At 43.8% G+C, this 18,640-nt stretch carries 14 protein-coding genes, 1 tRNA gene and 3 pseudogenes; 9 read left to right on the top strand and 9 right to left on the bottom strand.

The window, feature by feature from the left end; genetic code table 11:
• Nucleotides 1–20: 20 nt before the first annotated feature.
• The 3 genes from dnaG to VY86_RS13505 all read left to right on the top strand — a co-directional run bounded on the left by dnaG (nt 21) and on the right by VY86_RS13505 (nt 4,191).
• Nucleotides 21–1,766, top strand: coding sequence for a DNA primase (gene dnaG / locus VY86_RS13515; RefSeq protein WP_046975325.1), 1,746 nt, complete (start codon nt 21–23; stop codon nt 1,764–1,766).
• A gap of 170 nt (nt 1,767–1,936) precedes the next feature.
• Entirely contained in the window at nt 1,937–3,784 is a 1,848-nt protein-coding gene (gene rpoD / locus VY86_RS13510) for an RNA polymerase sigma factor RpoD (protein WP_046975324.1), read from the top strand.
• Nucleotides 3,785–4,114: 330 nt separating this feature from the next.
• Nucleotides 4,115–4,191, top strand: a tRNA-Ile gene (locus tag VY86_RS13505).
• Nucleotides 4,192–4,336: 145 nt separating this feature from the next.
• Here the strand turns inward: VY86_RS13505 and VY86_RS24175 are convergent.
• Nucleotides 4,337–5,175, bottom strand: a protein-coding gene (locus tag VY86_RS24175) for an IS5 family transposase (RefSeq protein WP_254361410.1) whose coding sequence is annotated in 2 segments (ribosomal slippage) — nt 4,337–4,833 and nt 4,833–5,175 — 840 coding nt in all. Because the reading frame shifts where the segments join, the coding sequence is not laid out codon by codon here.
• A 138-nt stretch (nt 5,176–5,313) separates the two neighbouring features.
• Between VY86_RS24175 and VY86_RS13495 the strand changes: the two genes are divergently transcribed.
• From VY86_RS13495 to VY86_RS25920, 4 genes and pseudogenes are all read left to right on the top strand, one after another.
• Nucleotides 5,314–6,525: an IS701 family transposase gene (locus tag VY86_RS13495; protein WP_238591457.1), complete on the top strand. Its 1,212-nt coding sequence runs from the start codon at nt 5,314–5,316 to the stop codon at nt 6,523–6,525.
• Nucleotides 6,516–6,695: a hypothetical protein gene (locus VY86_RS25395; RefSeq protein ID WP_046975323.1), complete on the top strand. Its 180-nt coding sequence runs from the start codon at nt 6,516–6,518 to the stop codon at nt 6,693–6,695. The genes VY86_RS13495 and VY86_RS25395 overlap by 10 nt, the downstream gene beginning before the upstream one ends.
• Before the next feature lie 24 nt (nt 6,696–6,719).
• Nucleotides 6,720–7,017, top strand: a pseudogene (locus VY86_RS13485) (helix-turn-helix domain-containing protein).
• Between the two features lie 309 nt (nt 7,018–7,326).
• Nucleotides 7,327–7,444 (top strand): annotated as a pseudogene (locus VY86_RS25920) (helix-turn-helix domain-containing protein); the annotation flags it as partial.
• Between the two features lie 53 nt (nt 7,445–7,497).
• Here VY86_RS25920 and VY86_RS13480 read toward each other — a convergent pair.
• From VY86_RS13480 to idi, 5 genes and pseudogenes are all read right to left on the bottom strand, one after another.
• Nucleotides 7,498–8,518, bottom strand: a pseudogene (locus VY86_RS13480) (transposase).
• Nucleotides 8,519–8,922: 404 nt separating this feature from the next.
• Nucleotides 8,923–9,015, bottom strand: coding sequence for a damage-inducible type I toxin DinQ (gene dinQ, locus VY86_RS26235; RefSeq protein ID WP_274521077.1), 93 nt, complete (start codon nt 9,013–9,015; stop codon nt 8,923–8,925).
• A 475-nt stretch (nt 9,016–9,490) separates the two neighbouring features.
• Complete coding sequence (locus VY86_RS25170) at nt 9,491–9,697, bottom strand: hypothetical protein (RefSeq protein ID WP_162200363.1); 207 nt, start codon at nt 9,695–9,697, stop codon at nt 9,491–9,493.
• 142 nt (nt 9,698–9,839) lie between these two features.
• Complete coding sequence (locus VY86_RS13475; RefSeq protein WP_046975322.1) at nt 9,840–10,784, bottom strand: SAM-dependent methyltransferase; 945 nt, start codon at nt 10,782–10,784, stop codon at nt 9,840–9,842.
• A gap of 135 nt (nt 10,785–10,919) precedes the next feature.
• Nucleotides 10,920–11,453, bottom strand: coding sequence for an isopentenyl-diphosphate Delta-isomerase (gene idi / locus VY86_RS13470; RefSeq protein ID WP_046975321.1), 534 nt, complete (start codon nt 11,451–11,453; stop codon nt 10,920–10,922).
• Between the two features lie 535 nt (nt 11,454–11,988).
• Between idi and VY86_RS13465 the strand changes: the two genes are divergently transcribed.
• Nucleotides 11,989–12,924 carry a VirK/YbjX family protein gene (locus VY86_RS13465; protein WP_046975320.1) on the top strand — a complete coding sequence of 312 codons (936 nt, stop codon included), beginning with the start codon at nt 11,989–11,991 and terminating at the stop codon, nt 12,922–12,924.
• Between the two features lie 59 nt (nt 12,925–12,983).
• Here VY86_RS13465 and VY86_RS13460 read toward each other — a convergent pair whose 3' ends face one another.
• Nucleotides 12,984–13,583, bottom strand: coding sequence for a GNAT family N-acetyltransferase (locus tag VY86_RS13460; protein ID WP_046975319.1), 600 nt, complete (start codon nt 13,581–13,583; stop codon nt 12,984–12,986).
• 329 nt (nt 13,584–13,912) lie between these two features.
• On the opposite strand from VY86_RS13460, the gene VY86_RS13455 reads away from it, so the two are divergent.
• A complete protein-coding gene (locus VY86_RS13455) occupies nt 13,913–15,934 on the top strand; it encodes an oxidoreductase (RefSeq protein WP_046975318.1) in 2,022 nt (673 codons plus the stop codon).
• 136 nt (nt 15,935–16,070) lie between these two features.
• Here VY86_RS13455 and sstT read toward each other — a convergent pair whose 3' ends face one another.
• Both sstT and VY86_RS13445 read right to left on the bottom strand, forming a co-directional pair.
• Nucleotides 16,071–17,318, bottom strand: coding sequence for a serine/threonine transporter SstT (gene sstT, locus VY86_RS13450; protein WP_046975317.1), 1,248 nt, complete (start codon nt 17,316–17,318; stop codon nt 16,071–16,073).
• Nucleotides 17,319–17,607: 289 nt separating this feature from the next.
• The gene (locus VY86_RS13445) at nt 17,608–18,570 is read right to left on the bottom strand and encodes a TerC family protein (RefSeq protein ID WP_046975316.1); all 963 of its coding nucleotides are present in this window, start codon (nt 18,568–18,570) and stop codon (nt 17,608–17,610) included.
• Nucleotides 18,571–18,640: the final 70 nt, after the last annotated feature.

Genomic DNA, 18,640 nt, shown 5'->3' with positions numbered 1-18,640 from the left:
AACAGGCGTAAAAAGGGCTTATGGCTGGACGAATTCCGCGCGCATTTATCAATGATTTATTAGCTCGTACCGATATTATCGACCTGATCGATGTTCGTGTGCCACTGAAAAAACAGGGTAAGAATCACCACGCGTGCTGTCCGTTTCATAATGAAAAGACCCCTTCGTTTACTGTTAATGGCGATAAGCAGTTTTATCATTGCTTTGGTTGTGGCGCTCACGGCAACGCTATCGATTTTCTGATGAATTACGATAGACTTGAGTTTGTCGAATCTATTGAAGAATTGGCCGCTATGCATGGGCTGGAAGTCCCTTATGAAGCAGGTTCCGGCAGCAGTCAGATAGAACGCCACCAAAGACAAAATCTTTATCAGCTGATGGATAAGCTCAACAGCTTCTATCAGAATTCACTAAATAGCTCCGCTGCACAACAAGCCCGGCAATATCTGGCTCAACGTGGACTTAGTGAAGAGATTATCCACCGTTTCTCGATTGGCTTCGCTCCCGCTGGCTGGGATAACGCTTTGAAACGGTTTGCCCGCAGCACGGAAGATCGTCAACAGTTACATGACGCCGGTATGCTGGTGTCAAATGATAATGGCCGTACTTACGACCGTTTCCGTGAACGAGTCATGTTTCCAATCCGTGACCGCCGGGGGCGCGTGATTGCATTTGGTGGACGGGTTCTGGGAGATGCTCTCCCAAAATATCTCAACTCACCAGAAACTGAAATTTTCCACAAAGGTCGCCAGCTATACGGCCTCTATGAAGCGCAACAAAATCACAGTGACCTTTCACGGTTATTAGTGGTTGAAGGTTATATGGATGTGGTGGCTCTGGCACAGTTTGGTATTAATTATGCCGTTGCCTCGTTAGGTACTTCGACGACATCGGAACATATTCAGTTACTTTTCCGTGCTACTGACAACATTATCTGTTGTTACGATGGCGACAGAGCGGGGCGTGACGCAGCATGGCGGGCCTTGGAAACAGCGCTGCCTTATCTTAATGATGGTAGGCAGTTACGTTTTATGTTTCTGCCTGATGGCGAAGATCCTGATTCACTAGTTCGTAAAGAAGGCCGTGAAGCATTTGAACAAAGAATGGAACAATCTCACACGTTGTCTGAATTTCTGTTCGAATCGTTACTGCCACAAGTTGACTTGAGTAATCCTGAAGGGAAAACAAAACTCAGTTCACTTTCTGTACCATTGATTAACCAGATCCCGGGAGAAACTCTGCGTCTCTATATGAGGCAAGAACTTGGCAATATGTTAGGTATCCCCGATGCAGTACAGTTGGAACGTTTATTACCACAGCGTCTGGAAAGTGGGAATAATTATCAGATGCCGCAGCTAAAACCGACAACTATGCGTATACTTATAGGACTGTTGGTACAAAACCCACACTTAGCCGCTTTAGTTCCCCCGCTACAGGGAATTATGCAGGCCAAAATTGCAGGCTTGCCATTGTTTATGGAGCTTGTAGAGGTTTGTCTTACTCAGCCAGGGCTGACAACTGGGCAGTTGCTAGAACAATATCGTGACAATAAATTTAGTAAACAACTTGAAAAATTAGCTGCATGGAACGATATACAAATAGAAGAAATAGCAGAAAATACATTTCGTGACGCGTTGGATCATCTCGTTGATTCAGCGTTGGAAGAACGTTTAGATATTCTTATCGCCAGAGCAAGAACCGAAGGCCTGACACCGGAAGAACGCGAAGAAGTTCGCTTGATTAATGAATCCCGTGCCAGAAAGTAAATACTGAATTCACGGCTTAAGTGCCGCATTAGGTAGGGAAGCAACCCTACATTTTGCCGCTATAAGTGGGCAGCGGCAATACAACGAAAACGCCCCTAAAAGTTATTGTTGGCAGATTAGTTTCGCCGACCGACACCAACCCAAATACTCTGAAGTGTGGATACCGTCTTATGGAGCAAAACCCGCAGTCACAGCTAAAGCTACTTGTCACCCGTGGTAAGGAGCAGGGCTATCTGACCTATGCTGAGGTCAATGACCATCTGCCGGAAGATATCGTCGATTCCGATCAGATCGAAGATATCATCCAGATGATCAATGACATGGGCATTCAGGTAATGGAAGAAGCACCTGATGCCGATGATCTGATGCTAGCAGAAACCACTAACGACACAGATGAAGACGCTGTGGAAGCTGCTGCGCAAGTCCTGTCTAGCGTTGAATCTGAAATCGGTCGTACCACCGACCCGGTACGTATGTACATGCGTGAAATGGGTACCGTTGAGTTATTGACCCGGGAAGGTGAAATTGACATTGCTAAACGCATTGAAGATGGCATCAATCAGGTACAGTGCTCTGTTGCTGAATACCCTGAGGCAATCACCTATTTACTGGAACAATATGACCGTGTAGAAGCAGGTGAAGCCCGCCTGTCAGATCTTATTACCGGTTTTGTTGACCCGAACGCAGAAGAAGACCTCGCACCTACCGCCACTCACGTTGGTTCTGAGCTCCCACAGGAAGAACTTGATGATGAAGACGACGAAGATGAAGACAGTGATGAAGATAGCGATAGTGATGATGACAACAGCATCGATCCGGAATTAGCTCGCCAGAAATTCCAGGAACTGCAAGAACAGTATGAGGTCACTCGTCAGGAAATTAAGAAAAATGGCCGTAACCATCCAAATACGGCTGCTGAAATCTTAATGCTCTCAGAAGTTTTCAAACAGTTCCGCCTGGTGCCAAAACAGTTTGATTATCTGGTCAACAACATGCGTTCTATGATGGATCGCGTTCGTCTTCAAGAACGTCAAATCATGAAAATGTGTGTTGAGCAGTGCAAAATGCCGAAGAAGAACTTCATCACTCTGTTCTCCGGTAATGAAACCAGTGACATTTGGTTCACCGCGGCAAAAGCAATGAACAAACCGTGGTCTGAAAAATTACTTGAAGTTGAAGAAGAAGTACAACGTAGTCTGAACAGACTTCGTCAGATTGAAGAAGAAACCGGTTTAACCATTGAACAGGTGAAAGATATCAACCGTCGGATGTCTATCGGTGAAGCAAAAGCTCGCCGTGCGAAAAAAGAGATGGTTGAAGCCAACTTACGTTTGGTTATTTCAATCGCCAAAAAATATACCAACCGTGGTCTGCAATTCTTGGATCTGATTCAGGAAGGTAATATTGGTCTGATGAAAGCGGTTGATAAATTTGAATATCGTCGTGGTTACAAGTTCTCAACTTACGCTACATGGTGGATACGTCAGGCAATTACACGTTCGATCGCCGATCAGGCTCGTACCATTCGTATTCCCGTTCATATGATTGAGACAATCAACAAACTCAATCGTATTTCCCGCCAGATGTTGCAGGAAATGGGACGTGAACCAACACCGGAAGAACTGGCGGAACGGATGTTAATGCCGGAAGATAAGATCCGTAAGGTACTGAAAATCGCCAAAGAACCTATCTCAATGGAAACCCCGATTGGTGATGATGAAGATTCACATTTAGGTGATTTTATTGAAGATACAACGCTGGAACTGCCGCTGGATTCTGCAACCTCAGAAAGCCTGCGTTCAGCAACCCACGATGTTCTGGCTGGCCTGACCGCCCGTGAAGCCAAAGTACTGCGTATGCGTTTTGGTATCGATATGAATACTGACCATACACTGGAAGAAGTCGGTAAACAGTTCGATGTCACCCGTGAACGTATCCGCCAGATCGAAGCGAAAGCACTGCGTAAACTGCGTCACCCAAGCCGTTCTGAAGTGCTGCGCAGCTTCCTTGATGAATAATCAGTAATTTTAAGTCATGTTAACTGAAAAGCGTCTGCTTCGGCGGACGCTTTTGTTTTTTTATCAAAGGAGATGATTAGTATTAATATAATCATATATAAAAATATATTGATCATCGGGATAATAATATGACCCGATAACATCAAAGATCTTATTAAAAATTAATCCAATGATTTATAAAAACGATAAATAAGCCATAAAAACAACCAATATATACCGCTATCCCCTTCTACTACTTAATAAAAACTTAATTTTGTATACAAAGTGATCATACGAGTTTACAAAGCTAGACCGCGAGCAAAACTGTACGTATAATCCTTCCCATCCAACGGCCCCTTAGCTCAGTTGGTTAGAGCAGGCGACTCATAATCGCTTGGTCACTGGTTCAAGTCCAGTAGGGGCCACCAGATTTTAGCTGTTAAATCAGTAAATTAGGCCACTCAAACAAGAGTGGCTTTTTTGTTTCTGGTAGTCAGTGGCGACAAAATGGCGACAGAGATTTTTTCATAAAGCCATTGCCTAGATGAAAACACACTAGGTTGTGTCCCTCAATTAAATAATGACCTTAAGAAATAAGCGGATACAACCTAATTTCACCATAGCAATATAATTTCTTGCTGTCTTTTCATAACGGGTGGCGATGCGACGATGCTCTTTGAGTCGACCAAAACATCTTTCTACAACATTTCTTCTTCGATACGTTTTATGGTCGAATTTAACCCGTCCATCTGACCGCGCTTTTTCGTTTGATTTATAGGGAATAATCACTTTTATTCCCTGACTTTTTAACCGGTTACGTAATACGTGGCTGGAGTAACCTTTATCAGCAATCACCGCTTTTGAACGACGTTTCATAAAACCATTTTTACGCTGAATACCCAGACCATCCAGCAGGCGTACTGCATATTGACTTTCGTGACATTGACCTGCACTGAGTACCACATTCAGTGGATGACCTTTTCCATCGACAGCCAGATGGATTTTGGAACCATAACCACCCTGAGAGCGACCCAGGCCATGGTCTGCGGTGACATCGGGATGTTTTTTTGGGCGCCAGCCGCACAATGTGCCGCACGAATGTTACTGCCATCCAGTGATATGGCTGACCAATCAACCAAATCTTGTTCATCCAGTATTGACAATAACTTATTGAAAATGAGATTAATGATCCCCGATTTTGACCACCGATTAAAGCGGTTATAGACGGTTTTCCAGGAACCATAACGTTCGGGTAAATCCCGCCAGGGGGCACCGGAACATAGTACCCAAAACATGCCGTTGATAACCCGGCGGTGTTCAACATAAGGATGTCCCGGCCGTTGAGAATGTTCAGGGGGCAATAAGGGGAGCAGTAACTCCCATGCTTCATCAGGAAGGTCGTAACGAGCCATAACAGGTTTTTTCCGAAAGTCAGAACCAGGGGATTATTCTATCTCAGTCTATTGCGGGACACAGCTTAGTACTACAGCCGTAGATAGATATTGTGTCATAATGCGCCAAGTTCTCATGCCAACATAGCGAAAGATTCGATGCAAACACCGTTGACCCTGTGGACACAGGAGCTGGATACATTACACGCCCGTTTAGCTCCCCTGTTCAAACGCTCCGAACCCCGACAGCGCAGTCTGGCCTACCTTAAGGGACTCCTCAGCAACGTCGAACGCAAGAACGGCTGGCAACTGGCTGAGTGGATGGGCGAAGCCACGCCTGACGGGGTACAGCATCTGCTTGAACGTGCCTTGTGGGATGCCGACGCGGCCCGCGATATCTTGTGTGACTACGTTGTCGGCCACCTGAGGGATGACAACAGCGTGCTGATTGTCGATGAGACCGGATTCATCAAGAAAGGGCAGTACTCCGCCGGCGTACAGCGCCAGTACAGCGGCACCGCCGGACGGGTGGAGAACAGCCAGATTGGCGTCTTCCTGTGCTATGCCGGCGGTGGGGGCAGTGCCTTCATTGACCGGGAGTTATATCTGCCCCGTCAGTGGGTTGATGACCCGCCACGGCGTGAGGCGGCGGGTATCCCCACGGAAGTGAAGTTTGCCACGAAACCCCAGCTGGCCCGCCGGATGCTTGAGCGGGCACTGGATGCCGGCGTCCCCTGTGGCTGGGTCGCGGGCGACAGTGTCTATGGCGGTGACCGCCGCCTGCGGGTCTGGCTGGAGTCGCGCCAACAGCCCTTTGTACTGGGCGTCGCCCGGAATGAGCCGCTGTGGTGGAAGGGACCGGTGTTCATGAGTGCGCAGGCCATCGCCAAATCGCTGACGCCCCGAGCCTGGAAGTGCCGGTCTGCGGGAACCGGCGCCAAAGGCGAACGTCGATACGACTGGGCGTTTACCCCGCTGTGGCGCCTGCAATTAACGCGGGAAGAACGGCGTTTCGGTCACTACCTGCTCGTGCGTCGCAGCCGTGATGAGAAACAGGAATTAGCCTACTACGTGGTGTATGCCCCACGAAAGAAGGCGAAGCTCAAGACGCTGGCGCAGGTGGCGGGCCGGCGTTGGGAGATAGAGACGGGTTTCGAAGCCACCAAGGGGGAGTGCGGTCTGGCGCAATACGAAGTGCGGCGCTGGCAGGGCTGGTATCGCCACATCACGCTGTCCTTGTTAGCCCACGCGGTGCTGGTAGCCTTGCGGGTGCAGGAGAAAAAAAACGGTGCCGGGGCTGATTGCGTTGAGCGTCCCGGAGTTGCGCAGGCTACTATCACGACTGATGTGGAAAACCCAAGATGTCGTTGAACACATTCTGCATTGGTCTCTCTGGAGGCGGAGGCACCAGTACCGTGCTCAGCAGTGTCACTACCGTCGCAGAGGGGGGAGCCCACCCTCAGGATAAGTACGGCTGTAGTATTAGCCAGCTTCAATTTCTGGGCGCAAATTACAGTAATCAACACCGTGTAGATATGTGATAATGTTCATACAACGGAGAGACTATGGACAAAAAACTTTTTAACGATCTGGTTGAAAGCATGAATCAGATGGTAGCCATTGAAAAAGGCGGACTTTCTGTTCCTGATGAAAATATCCATTACCATCGCCTGCCTGATGTAAAAAACTTACGTGAAACCTTTGGTTTAAAACAAAGTGAATTCGCCGAAGTTATTGGCGTTTTCTGCGTCTCTAATTCAAAGCTGGGAACAACAACACCGCATTCCTTCTGGTTCATCACTGAAACTACTTAAGATGCTTGAACGTAGCCTTACGCTTATTAATGAATTAAAAGTACGTTAACTAATACTTTCACTTTCTTCCTTGTCATAATGTAAAAGGAGAAAATAATTTCAGTTCTGTATATCCTGTAAAGCCGCGCTCTATCTGATTTCTATGATAAAGCACGGCTTTTCTTTGTGAGCTTATTTTTCACGCAAAATACAATTTTACTTTAATATCAATGCATTGAGGTTTTTTCGTGATCCTCTTTTGATCCAAAAACTGAAATTTCCTGAAAATCTTTTCAACCCTTTCAGTTTGCAATTTTTCTTACATTGCTAGTACTGGCGCAGTCTGGCTGTTTACCTTATCAAAGAGGTAAGCAGGAATATGAAAAAAGACTGGCATACCGCCGATATTATCGCAGCGATACGCAAGAAGAATAAAAACGCTGGCATCATTATCCAGAGAGCACGGCTTAAACTCTTCAACATTAGCAAATACTTTATGAAAGTATAAAAAAGCCCGCATGTTGCGCTGAGGGCTCCCCAGAAATCAGCGCTAATAAATCAAAACCATATTTTGGTAGATTCTGGCGAGGTATTTGAGTGTTTTATTAAGTACGATTTCAAATAATATTAGCGGGGAATGGCGTAAGACATTCTCTGCTAATGTCAGATGAGAGATAACTCTTCTTGATTTAATTCTATTTGCCTGATAATTAAGATGTATTCCTTTATTTTCGGCATAAAAACCAATCAGCCAAAGTACAACCGAACTCAGTGTAGCAAGCAGACTCAATACTGATAAACGACCAGCCCCGTGGCTATAACTTGCTCTAAGACCCAATCCAAAACGTTCACTCTTTTCATCCCTAAAATTTTGCTCTATTTGCATTCTTCGGCTGTAAATTTTCATAACCTGACGAGGTTTAAAATCATCCATACTAGTAAAAATAAGCCAAGGCTCCATTGCTGCCGAACGCCCATCTTTGACCTGAGATTTTCGCACCATTCGATATCGTGATTTTTTGAATTTTCTACCTTTATTCGGTCTTTTATGAAGATAAAAATAACCATCGCAACGTGCATATTCTGCTTTTGATAATGTACCAAACCCCAAAAACTGTGGGGTTGTAGTTGCTTTTAAAGCTTGCCGTTTAAACCAAAGCTCACCATATTTTTCAAGTCTTACATGAGGGAACTATTTGACTTAACAAAGGAATTGAGCGTCCATCACAAATTAAACTCGCACGGAGTACATGATGTCCTTGTGAGGGATATCCACTCCAATCAACAGCAATGACACACAATGAGAGTGACTCAGTCAGCATAGCAATAATATTACGAAAGATATCAGGAAGATCCCTATGAAGAGCTTCATTACCGAGTAGCCGGTCAATACGTTTAATTTTATGTTTGACGTGAGCGTTTCCTGGTAAAAAGCGCCCAATGCTGGTTAACGTAAGAGAAGCACCATTAATCAAAGCGATAGTGGCATCGATTAATGCATTCTGACGATATTTATGAAATGGTGATAAAGCATCTTTAAAGAAGTTATGACATACTTCACGTACAGGCATAGCAGTGACCTTATTGACTTGGTGGAACAATCAGTAGATCACACAACGCTATGCCTGTCTATTTTCTGGGGATCCCTCAGCGCATGTTGCGGGCGAGATAATTGTATTTCAGACCATCAGAACACGAACCCGTAGCGTTGATTGATACCGCATTTAAAAAGGCGTCCCAATGTTATTATGTGTATGACTCGCGGTAAACTACACTAATCTGTTGGCTATCCTCCCATACTTCCGGAGCAATAACCGCTTGAACACAGGTTCAAGTCCAGTCGGGATTACCAAATTTAAGCTGTTAGATCAATATATTGGGCCACTTAAACAAGAGTGGCTTGCTTGATCAAAAGCGGTAAATGTTAAAGGCCACCGGGAGGTTACCCCGATGGCCTTAGCTACGTTTCCGTTATCTATTTCAGAAATGCACGGATCAGCTCTAAAAGCGCGATTAACGCTTTGAGAACGATGATAGCAGTGTCAATAAAGGCTTTGAATGCTTTCATCCGTTTGCTCCAGTTGAGGAGCACGATTTACCCAGCCATTGCCTTTACATTGCCTGTCCGGCTGGTTCTCATCAATGTTAGTTGAAGTGGATCGCGCTCCGAATCAGCACCACCTGTATTCAGCCAGGACTTACGAAAACTTGCGTCAGAGATACACAGGCCAAAACGCGCCTCAACTAACAGCCGCTGATTGTAAGTTTATTTAGATATGATTCAATGAATTAATAGATAGATAAAAACAAAAAAACCAACTGGTGAGGTTGGCTTTTTTGTTTTACCCATACAGGGCAGGGTATCTTTTGTGCTATTACCGAGATTGATAGCCTCAGTCCTAGCGCGATATTCCTTAACTGACATAACTAGTCTAATGCCTATAGCATAAAATATCAACCTAGGGTGCAGAGTAAAAACCTCACATAAATGGAATGATATTCACCCAATCACAGGAGAATACTTCTGTTTCAGCCCATCCGATTTATAGGCCGTGTTCCTTGATGGCACTGGCGTTTTCCAGTGTACCTGTATTATGGTGTGTATGGCTGGCTGTCAGTTCAGCCAATTCCTCAACCACATCCAGTGTCTCTAACATCAAGGTCATGACGTTAATTTGCTGGCTGCCCACCCACGACGATATCTTGCCGTGCCCCAGCAACACTGCTCCTACGTTGATCAATCTTTTCAATCAAGTGCAGACCAATTCCTACCGTTGCATTTTTACCAATACTGGCAACAACGTGGCTATACCCAATCGTTTGGTCACTGGTTCAAATCCAGTAGGGACCAGCAAATTTGCTATTCAACCCAAAAAGCAAACAAGCTGCTTGTTAAAGTTTTTGTGCGATAACGCTATAAACCGACACATAGTTTTTCACCAGCGCGATCGAAAAATTCTCAGCCATCACACGCAGCTCCTCCAAAGTACCACTCACACCTTCAGGAAAGTTCCGTTCGATGTTAGCCTTGATATCCAGAAACCAATGCGCTGTATCAATATTGGACGGCAACACCCTCATATCCTTGATAATGAAACCACTTCTCTCCAGCACTTGTCTGAAATAGGCAGGTGTTTTGCGATTACTACAGGCAAGGCGATCGATGATGTCGGGAATATTCGATTTATAGCTATCCAGTTCCACATTATAGAGGTTGTCAGAAATAATCACCCGTCCACCAACCCGCACACGTTTGAACAGCGCGTTCATGGCCTTCTCATACAATGAGTTAGGAAAATGCGAAATAACACCACGGATAATCACCAGGTCATAAAGTTCCTGTGGGTCAGGCAACAGATCAATATCCTGCGCATTACACAGGTACAGATTAATACGTTCAGCCAATCCATGTTCTGCATGAAACTTGGCACAATACCTCAACTGTTGATCGCTGATATTCACTCCGTCCAAGCACGCGCATTCAGGAAAATATTCAGCCAAATATTTCAGGATATAGCCCCAGCCACAACCGATATCCAATATTCGCCGAACCGCTGGCCTCTCGATCCTTGCCTCTAAACCAGCCAACAGCAGTTGACGATCAAAATAACGAATACCTGCTTCACCCAACGAAATAGGTGGCCTTGAGGCAGGATCATCGTAAACACCAGACTGGAATAACAGCGTATCACCAATCGCTTTACGCCAGCGTTCAGGATCTTCGCCATAAGCCTGTACCACTTTGTTTTCGTAGTCGTTGGTGTTTTCCCCCCGAATGATGTGATAAGGCGGAACAGACTCAACATCAGTGTAAAACACATTATTAAAGCTACTCATGAGGTTTTCCTTATTAAATGGTTTTAAAAGGTGCCACAACCTTATTTGTCAGGATTTGCGGCGTATTGGTGAATTTCAATGAGGCATTCATATTTAATAATTTAATTCTGTGATTACCGATAAATTACATTGCCATCAGAGTTGCCTTTGCCAATCTTTAATGTCTCGATTCGAAAGGCCATCAATGATTTTTTTAAACCAAACTGTATATTCCCCAAGAGCCTTATTAATTAAACCCCTCAATTTCAGTAGATTAACCCATTTGTAATCGGATACCTCGTCATAATTAATTATCGGTTCTTTATCAAATTGCCCGATAAAAACATGATCGTATTCGTATTCAATCAAAGTATTAGGGAGTGTGGCATGATAAATAAATGACAAAACTTTTTTCAATGGACAATCAAAGCCCATCTCCTCACCAAGACGCCGGTGTGCTGCGGTATCCAGAGCTTCGCCAACCCGAGGGTGGCCGCAACAGCTATTGGTCCAAAGCCCGGCCGAATGATATTTTTTCGCTGCCCGTTTTTGTAGTAGTAAATTTCCTTTTTTATCAAAAATAAATATAGAAAAGGCCCGGTGTAACATACCTTTCTGGTGAACATCCATTTTTCCCGCTGAACCAATGGGATTGTCATATTTATCAACAAGAATAAGCATCTCATCCATTATTAATGGCCTTTCTGTGAAGTGAGCTAACACATAAATATTAATCAATAATAAAATCGAAATACATACCCTGCAAGTGTCAAATTAATTTCATAATAAAATGATATAACGAATAAAACATGAAATCATCCGGCTATTTCATTATGATGTTAATAACAAGCATTAAATAATTAATATTAATTTTACTAATAATTAAATCAAACTAATTCCAAAACGAACATATCCAATATGATTTATTTACAACCAATACTGGCTTGCTGAATTTGTTACAAAGCATGTATCACATCAGGTCATAACCGCTCCTCCATATTCTTTGGCATACTTTTACAACCAAAAAACGTTACAGAAAACTAAACAAATAATAAACAAACAAGAAAAATATCATTAATTGCTAAAAATTTATTAAAAAATCATTGTTTTTTATCTCAAAAAACACAAAGAGACATCTGTTGAAGTACTGTTTAATACTAAAAGAGTATACTCAGCAGGTTTAAATCATCTTCCCTCCTGTATTTTTTAGAACCAGATTAAAGAAATGGAATATATGTATCAACCCGCCAGCTCAGGCATTCGACTGTTCACAGATTTAGTCGGAAAAAAAATCAGTCCCAGTCCTCACTGGTATTCTGCACAGAATCGCACTAAATTCGCTTTGCGTAGCGCTCTGATGCCAATATCGACGCTAAAATTATTAAACCAGATAGTTAATACGCCGTTTTATCTGGATATTTTGAAGAAACAACCTTGTTTGCCTTCTAAGCTACATCGCCCTTACCTAAGTATTAACTTCAACAAAGGGCAAACGTTGCGCGCAATAAATGAACACTATCAGTTGTTATTTACCGGGCTAAATAAGTCTATTATTAATAAAATATTTTGTTCTAATGCATATCCATTAGCGGTTATCAATGGTAAGAGTGGAGCTTATACCATTTTTGTAGATTCCATGGACTGTTTTAACAAAGAGGGTGAGCTTACCTTATTTATTGGGACAGAAGATAATAAAACTCTGGCAAGATGTGCCTTTACACTACTGACAATTGCTGGCAAAAAAACACTATTTATTGGTGGGCTACAAGGTTCTAAAGAAGATACAACCCTTGAAATTATCCGCAATGCCACGAAAGATTGTTATGGATTATTTCCAAAACGCTTACTGCTTGAATCTGTTTGCCGTTTTGCTGCCCATTTTGGTTGTCAGCAAATTCTGGCTGCCAGCAATGATACACACATCTATAAAAGCCTGCGCTATTGGCATAAAAAGAAAGACAAATTAGTTGCTGATTACGATTCTTTCTGGGAATCATTAGGTGGAGTAAGGGGAAAAAATAAAGATTTCCATCTGCCATTAGCCATTGAAAGAAAATCTCTTGAAGATATCGCCAGTAAGAAGCGAGCTGAATATCGCCGCCGTTATCAATTACTGGATGAGCTGGATAATGGAATGTGGGACTCTCTGCCTGCAAATTAAATCAGAATTCAGAATCAGGCCGCCACCCAGTGTGGCATAGCCTGATCTTAAAATAGCCTCTATCTTGGTTTAACCATCTGCCATTCAAGATGGCTTTTAACCGCAGGCCATTCACCATTAATAATGCTGTAAGCACAAGTATCCCTGACACTGCCATCTTTAGATAAAGTATGACTCCGCAAAACTCCATCAAGTTTCGCCCCCAGCCGTTCTATCGCTTCCCGGCTCTGATGATTAAGAAAATGAGTACGAAATTCTACGGCGATGCAACCCAATTCTTCAAAAGCATATTTCAATAGCAGATACTTCGCTTCTGTATTGATATGTGTCCGCTGGACAGAACGCGCATACCAGGTAGAACCGATTTCTACCCGGCGGGCATGAGAATCAATATTCATATAAGTGGTCATTCCAACTGCTTTGCCTGTCCGGTGGTCAACAACAGCAAAAGGCAGCATGGTGCCTCTCTCATACAAAAATAAACGGCGATCAATCTCTTTGCTCAAATCAGCCGGTGAAGGAATGTTGGTGTACCACAATATATGTAACTCACCTTCCTCAATTGCCTGTACAAATTCATCATGCCGTTGGTGCGTCAAAGGTTCAAGAATAACCCCTTTCCCTTCCAGAGTTACCCATTCAGTCATTTGTTTTTTCATAATAACCGTTGGTATTAATAAATAAGTTAAGAATAGAAGACATCACCCCATTCCAAAATCAAAGCCGGAATAGAGCCAATATATGAAAAATTAATTTTTTAGTAAAGCAATCGGCAACCTATGAATGCAGACTCTCTTTAATCAAATCTATAGCAAAACGAGATTTTATGATACACATCACATTCGTTTAACATTTTTTTCCCAATTAACCTTATTCCGTCTAGATTTGAACCACTATCTCATCCGACCACCTGATGTTTTTGCCTCGTGGTTTCGGACACAATAACAATAATCTGGTTATGATTGACAAACACCCGACGGAGATTGCAATGAGCCACTATCCTCACCTGTTCACCCCTTTAGACCTGGGGTTCACCACATTGAAAAACCGCATTCTGATGGGATCAATGCACACCGGATTAGAGGAACATCCCGATCGCGCCCAGAGACTTGCCCGCTTTTATGCTGAACGGGCAGCCGGAGGCGTAGCATTGATTGTCACAGGCGGTATTTCCCCAAATAAACAAGGTGTTATAGGAAAAGGCGCAGCATTTCTGGTAGATGAAAAAGACCTTATCCATCATAAAGTTATCACAGACGCAGTTCATCAGGCGGGTGGAAAAATTGCAATGCAAATCCTGCACACCGGCCGTTACAGCTATCAGCCGAATCTTGTCGCCCCTACTGCCATTCAGGCGCCGATTAACCCATTTATGCCCCGTGAAATGACAGAAGAAGACATTCAGCAAACCATTGCTGACTTCGCTCACTGTGCGCAACTGGCACAGCAAGCAGGTTATGATGGTGTGGAAATCATGGGCTCTGAGGGTTATCTGATTAACCAATTTCTGACTACCCGCACCAACCACCGCCAGGATCAATGGGGTGGAAGTTTTGAAAATCGAATGCGCTTTGCCGTGGAGATTGTCAAAGCTGTCCGTCGAGCAACCGGACGGAAATTTATTCTGATTTACCGGCTTTCAATGCTGGATTTAGTCGAAGAGGGTTCTGATTGGCAGGAAATCGAGCAATTAGCCGTCGCCATTGAACAAGCGGGAACATCTATTATCAATACGGGTATCGGCTGGCATGAGGCACGAATTCCAACTATTGCCACTATGGTTCCCCGCGCCGGATTTAGTTGGGTAACCCAAAAGCTGATGGGAAAAGTTTCAATCCCATTGATCACAACAAACAGGATTAATGATCCAGAAATTGCAGAACAAGCGCTGGCACAAGGTTGTGCGGATATGGTTTCTATGGCGCGGCCTTTTCTGGCGGACGCTGAATTCGTTCTGAAAGCCCAACAAGGACGAGCTGATGAGATAAACACCTGTATTGGCTGTAATCAGGCATGTTTGGATCAGATTTTTGTCGGTGAAATAGCCTCTTGCCTGGTTAATCCCCGTGCTTGTCACGAAACAGAAATGACAGCCGAACCGGTTACCCTGCCTAAAAAACTGGCTGTTGTCGGTGCAGGGCCTGCTGGATTGTCATTTGCCGTGACGGCTGCCAGCCGTGGTCATCACGTCACTCTGTTTGAACGTAATGGGCAGATTGGCGGGCAATTCAATATTGCCAAACAGATCCCCGGTAAAGAAGAGTTTCATGAAACATTACGTTATTTTCAGCGTCAATTAGAAATCCATCATGTTGATGTGCGGTTGAACCAAACCGCAACGACAGAAATACTCTCCGATTTCGATGAAGTGATCATCGCCAGTGGCATTATGCCCCGCCAACTCACTATTGATGGTATTCATCACGAAAAAGTACTGAGTTACTTAGATGTACTCAGGGATAAGAAAAATGTCGGTCAGCGTGTGGCTATCATTGGCGCAGGTGGAATTGGTTTTGATACCGCAGAATATCTGAGTCAACCAGAAAAGAGTACCAGCCTTGATCGTACCGCTTTCAGCGAAGAGTGGGGCATTGACCAGAATCTGACACATCGTGGTGGTTTATCGCCTGAAGGCCCGAAGCCAGAACCCTCCCCCCGAAAAATTTATCTGTTACAACGTAAACCGACCAAAGTGGGTGAAGGATTAGGTAAAACAACAGGTTGGGTACACAGAACTAGTCTGCATATGCGTGGCGTGAAAATGCTCAACAATATGCAATATCTGAAAATAGATGATCAGGGATTACATATCAGCTGTAATGGGGAACAGAGCTGTCTTGCCGTGGATAACGTCGTTATTTGTGCCGGACAAGAGCCGCTGAAAGAATTGTATCAGCCGTTACAACAAGCGGGAAAAACCGTGCATCTTATTGGTGGCGCAGATGTTGCTGCTGAACTGGATGCCCGACGGGCTATCAATCAGGGCACCCGATTGGGGCTTAAAATCTGACAATAATAAGTAATGGCAGTCACAAGTAGACCGTAAAGATGCAGTAAACGCTTAAACCGCGCCATTCCTGGCGCGGACGTTTTATTCTTCTTACCTATTACTACCTTTTTAACTTCAACTGTAAAACCTCAGTCAATCAATTACGCCGAGTTAGCTGATCCGATGCCAGACGGTCATCCTCAGCCTGACAAACCGCGGCGGTGAACAATACATCGGTAGAAGAATTCAAGCTAGTTTCTGCCGAATCCTGCAATACACCGATAACCAAACCTACTGCCACAACCTGCATAGCAATTTCATTGGAAATACCGAACATACTACAGGCCAGAGGGATCAACAGTAAGGAACCGCCCGCTATACCAGAAGAACCACATGCACAAATGGCAGAAACCACGCTTAACAACAATGCCGTAGGCAAGTCAACAGGTATCCCAAGCGTATTTACCGCAGCCAAAGTCAACACCGGGACAGTCACCGCAGCGCCCTCCATATTGATCGTTGCCCCCAACGGGATGGAAACCGAATAAGTATCTTCATGCAGATTCATACGGCGGCACATAGCCATATTCACCGGAATATTCGCAGCCGAACTACGGGTGAAAAATGCTGTCACACCACTTTCACGCAAGCAAGCAAATACCAGTGGATAAGGGTTACGACGAATTTTCCAGTAAACGATCAGCGGGTTTACAACGAATGCAATAACCAGCATGCAACCCAGTAACACAACCAGCAGTTGGGCATATCCCAGCAAAGTATTAAAACCGGTTTCTGCGATAGTTGAAGACACCAGGCCGAAGATACCAACAGGCGCACAACGGATGACTACCCGAACAACCTGAGTAACCGCTTCTGACATATCATGAATCAGAGACTTAGTTGAATCTTTCGCGTGACGCAGTACGATACCCAAACCAATCGCCCAGGCAAGAATACCGACATAATTACCATTCAGTAACGCATTCACCGGATTATCGACAACATTAACCAATATCCCTTTCATCACCTCCATAATGTTTTCAGGAGGAGACATCTGAGCATTATTTACAACCAGCACCAGTTGTGACGGAAACATAGAGCTACCGACCACGGCAACTAAAGCGGCGGAAAAAGTACCCAGAATATAGAGAACAAGAATTGGACGTATATTGGTTTTCTGGCCTTCTTTATGGTTAGCAATAGAAGACATAACCAAAACCCATACTAATACCGGGGCTATCGCTTTCAAGGCACCAACGAACAACGTGCCAAGCAAACTGACTGATTTAGCAGCCGAAGGCACCAACCACGCTAACAGTATTCCTGCAATTAAACCGACCAAAATTTGTTTAACCAGGCTCCCTTGTGCAATGTAATGCACGAAGCCACGCTTTTGTTTTTCCATAACTGACCCATTTTATTAACTGTTCTACTAAACTTGTATGTTCTGTGTTTGCTGCCTCAGTATAGGGAAACCAAGAAGGGTGAAAAGCAGAAACAGTTAAAATATACAACCCTGCCAGCACTTATTAACAATACATTCACATTTGTGTGATCAAAACAGCAATTTACACATTTACAAAGCACAATTATTTGTTTTTATGTTTAACCATTTTTCAGTAACTTAAGACCAGAAAAAACCCTATATTCCTGTTCAGGAAAATAAGGTTATCTGTTAAAAAATAGTTACCTGATTACTGGATCTCTTTAGCTTTAGACTTATTTAACCAAACATTAATAATCATTGTTATTGTTAAAATACTCGCAATAGTTCCCAGAGAAACACCCATAGGAATATGATAAACATCCATTAACAGCATCTTAATACCGATAAATACCAGAATGACTGATAAACCATATTTCAGCATTGTGAATTTCTCTGCTACACCTGCCAGCAGGAAATACATTGCACGTAATCCTAAAATAGCGAAAAGATTAGAGGTCAAAACAATAAAAGGATCTGTTGTTACTGCAAAAATAGCTGGAATACTGTCTACAGCAAAAATAACGTCGCTGATTTCAACCATAATCAAAACCAGGATCAATGGCGTCGCATATAACAAACCATTTTCTTTAACAAAGAAACGCTCTCCGTGCAGATTATCCGTCATACGAATATGCGATCTTAACCAACGAACAAAAGGTTTATCACCTACCGGAGCATTATCCTCTTTTGCCAACGCCATCTTAACGCCGGTAACCAGCAGAAAGATGCCAAACAGATAGAGTATCCAACTGAATTGAGAAACCAGCCAGCTCCCTGCAAAGATCATCACAGTACGCAGCACAATTGCGCCTAAGACACCGTAAATAAGCACCCGGCGTTGCAAATTTGCCGGAATGGCAAAATAACTGAACAGCATCAGCCAGACAAATACGTTATCAACAGCAAGTGCTTTTTCAAGTAAATAACCCGTAAGAAAAGCCATTGCCTGACTATTGGCAACAGCTTCCCCTACAGTTTCTCTGAAATACCACCATAATCCTAATGCAAATAAGAGCGACAAACTTACCCAAATTACGCTCCAGACAGCAGCTTGACGAAATGACATTGTCTGCTCTTTCTTACGCCCTTGTAAGAGCAGATCCAGCAACAGCATAATCGTAATTAAAACGGCAAAACTTCCCCATAAAACAGGACTACCCACTGAGTTCATTTTCTTTCTCTACATAAACAAAAACAGCTGAAATCTCAGAAGACGCCAGCCGTTGCTATATCTCTTCCCC

Source organism: Photorhabdus thracensis, assembly GCF_001010285.1.
Taxonomy (GTDB): Bacteria; Pseudomonadota; Gammaproteobacteria; order Enterobacterales; family Enterobacteriaceae; genus Photorhabdus; species Photorhabdus temperata.
The sequence above is the reverse complement of the archived record's forward strand: the minus strand, read 5'-3'. Positions and strand labels throughout refer to the sequence as shown.

Bases quoted from the DNA above. Each gene is read 5' to 3' on its own strand.
- VY86_RS13465 (WP_046975320.1), top strand. From the start codon at position 11,989: ATGGAATATATGTATCAACCCGCCAGCTCAGGCATTCGACTGTTCACA.
- VY86_RS13495 (WP_238591457.1), top strand. From the start codon at position 5,314: ATGCAAACACCGTTGACCCTGTGGACACAGGAGCTGGATACATTACAC.
- idi (WP_046975321.1), bottom strand. From the start codon at position 11,453: ATGGATGAGATGCTTATTCTTGTTGATAAATATGACAATCCCATTGGT.
- rpoD (WP_046975324.1), top strand. From the start codon at position 1,937: ATGGAGCAAAACCCGCAGTCACAGCTAAAGCTACTTGTCACCCGTGGT.
- VY86_RS13475 (WP_046975322.1), bottom strand. From the start codon at position 10,784: ATGAGTAGCTTTAATAATGTGTTTTACACTGATGTTGAGTCTGTTCCG.
- dinQ (WP_274521077.1), bottom strand. From the start codon at position 9,015: ATGAAAGCATTCAAAGCCTTTATTGACACTGCTATCATCGTTCTCAAA.
- VY86_RS13460 (WP_046975319.1), bottom strand. From the start codon at position 13,583: ATGAAAAAACAAATGACTGAATGGGTAACTCTGGAAGGGAAAGGGGTT.
- dnaG (WP_046975325.1), top strand. From the start codon at position 21: ATGGCTGGACGAATTCCGCGCGCATTTATCAATGATTTATTAGCTCGT.
- VY86_RS25395 (WP_046975323.1), top strand. From the start codon at position 6,516: ATGTCGTTGAACACATTCTGCATTGGTCTCTCTGGAGGCGGAGGCACC.
- VY86_RS13455 (WP_046975318.1), top strand. From the start codon at position 13,913: ATGAGCCACTATCCTCACCTGTTCACCCCTTTAGACCTGGGGTTCACC.
- VY86_RS13445 (WP_046975316.1), bottom strand. From the start codon at position 18,570: ATGAACTCAGTGGGTAGTCCTGTTTTATGGGGAAGTTTTGCCGTTTTA.
- sstT (WP_046975317.1), bottom strand. From the start codon at position 17,318: ATGGAAAAACAAAAGCGTGGCTTCGTGCATTACATTGCACAAGGGAGC.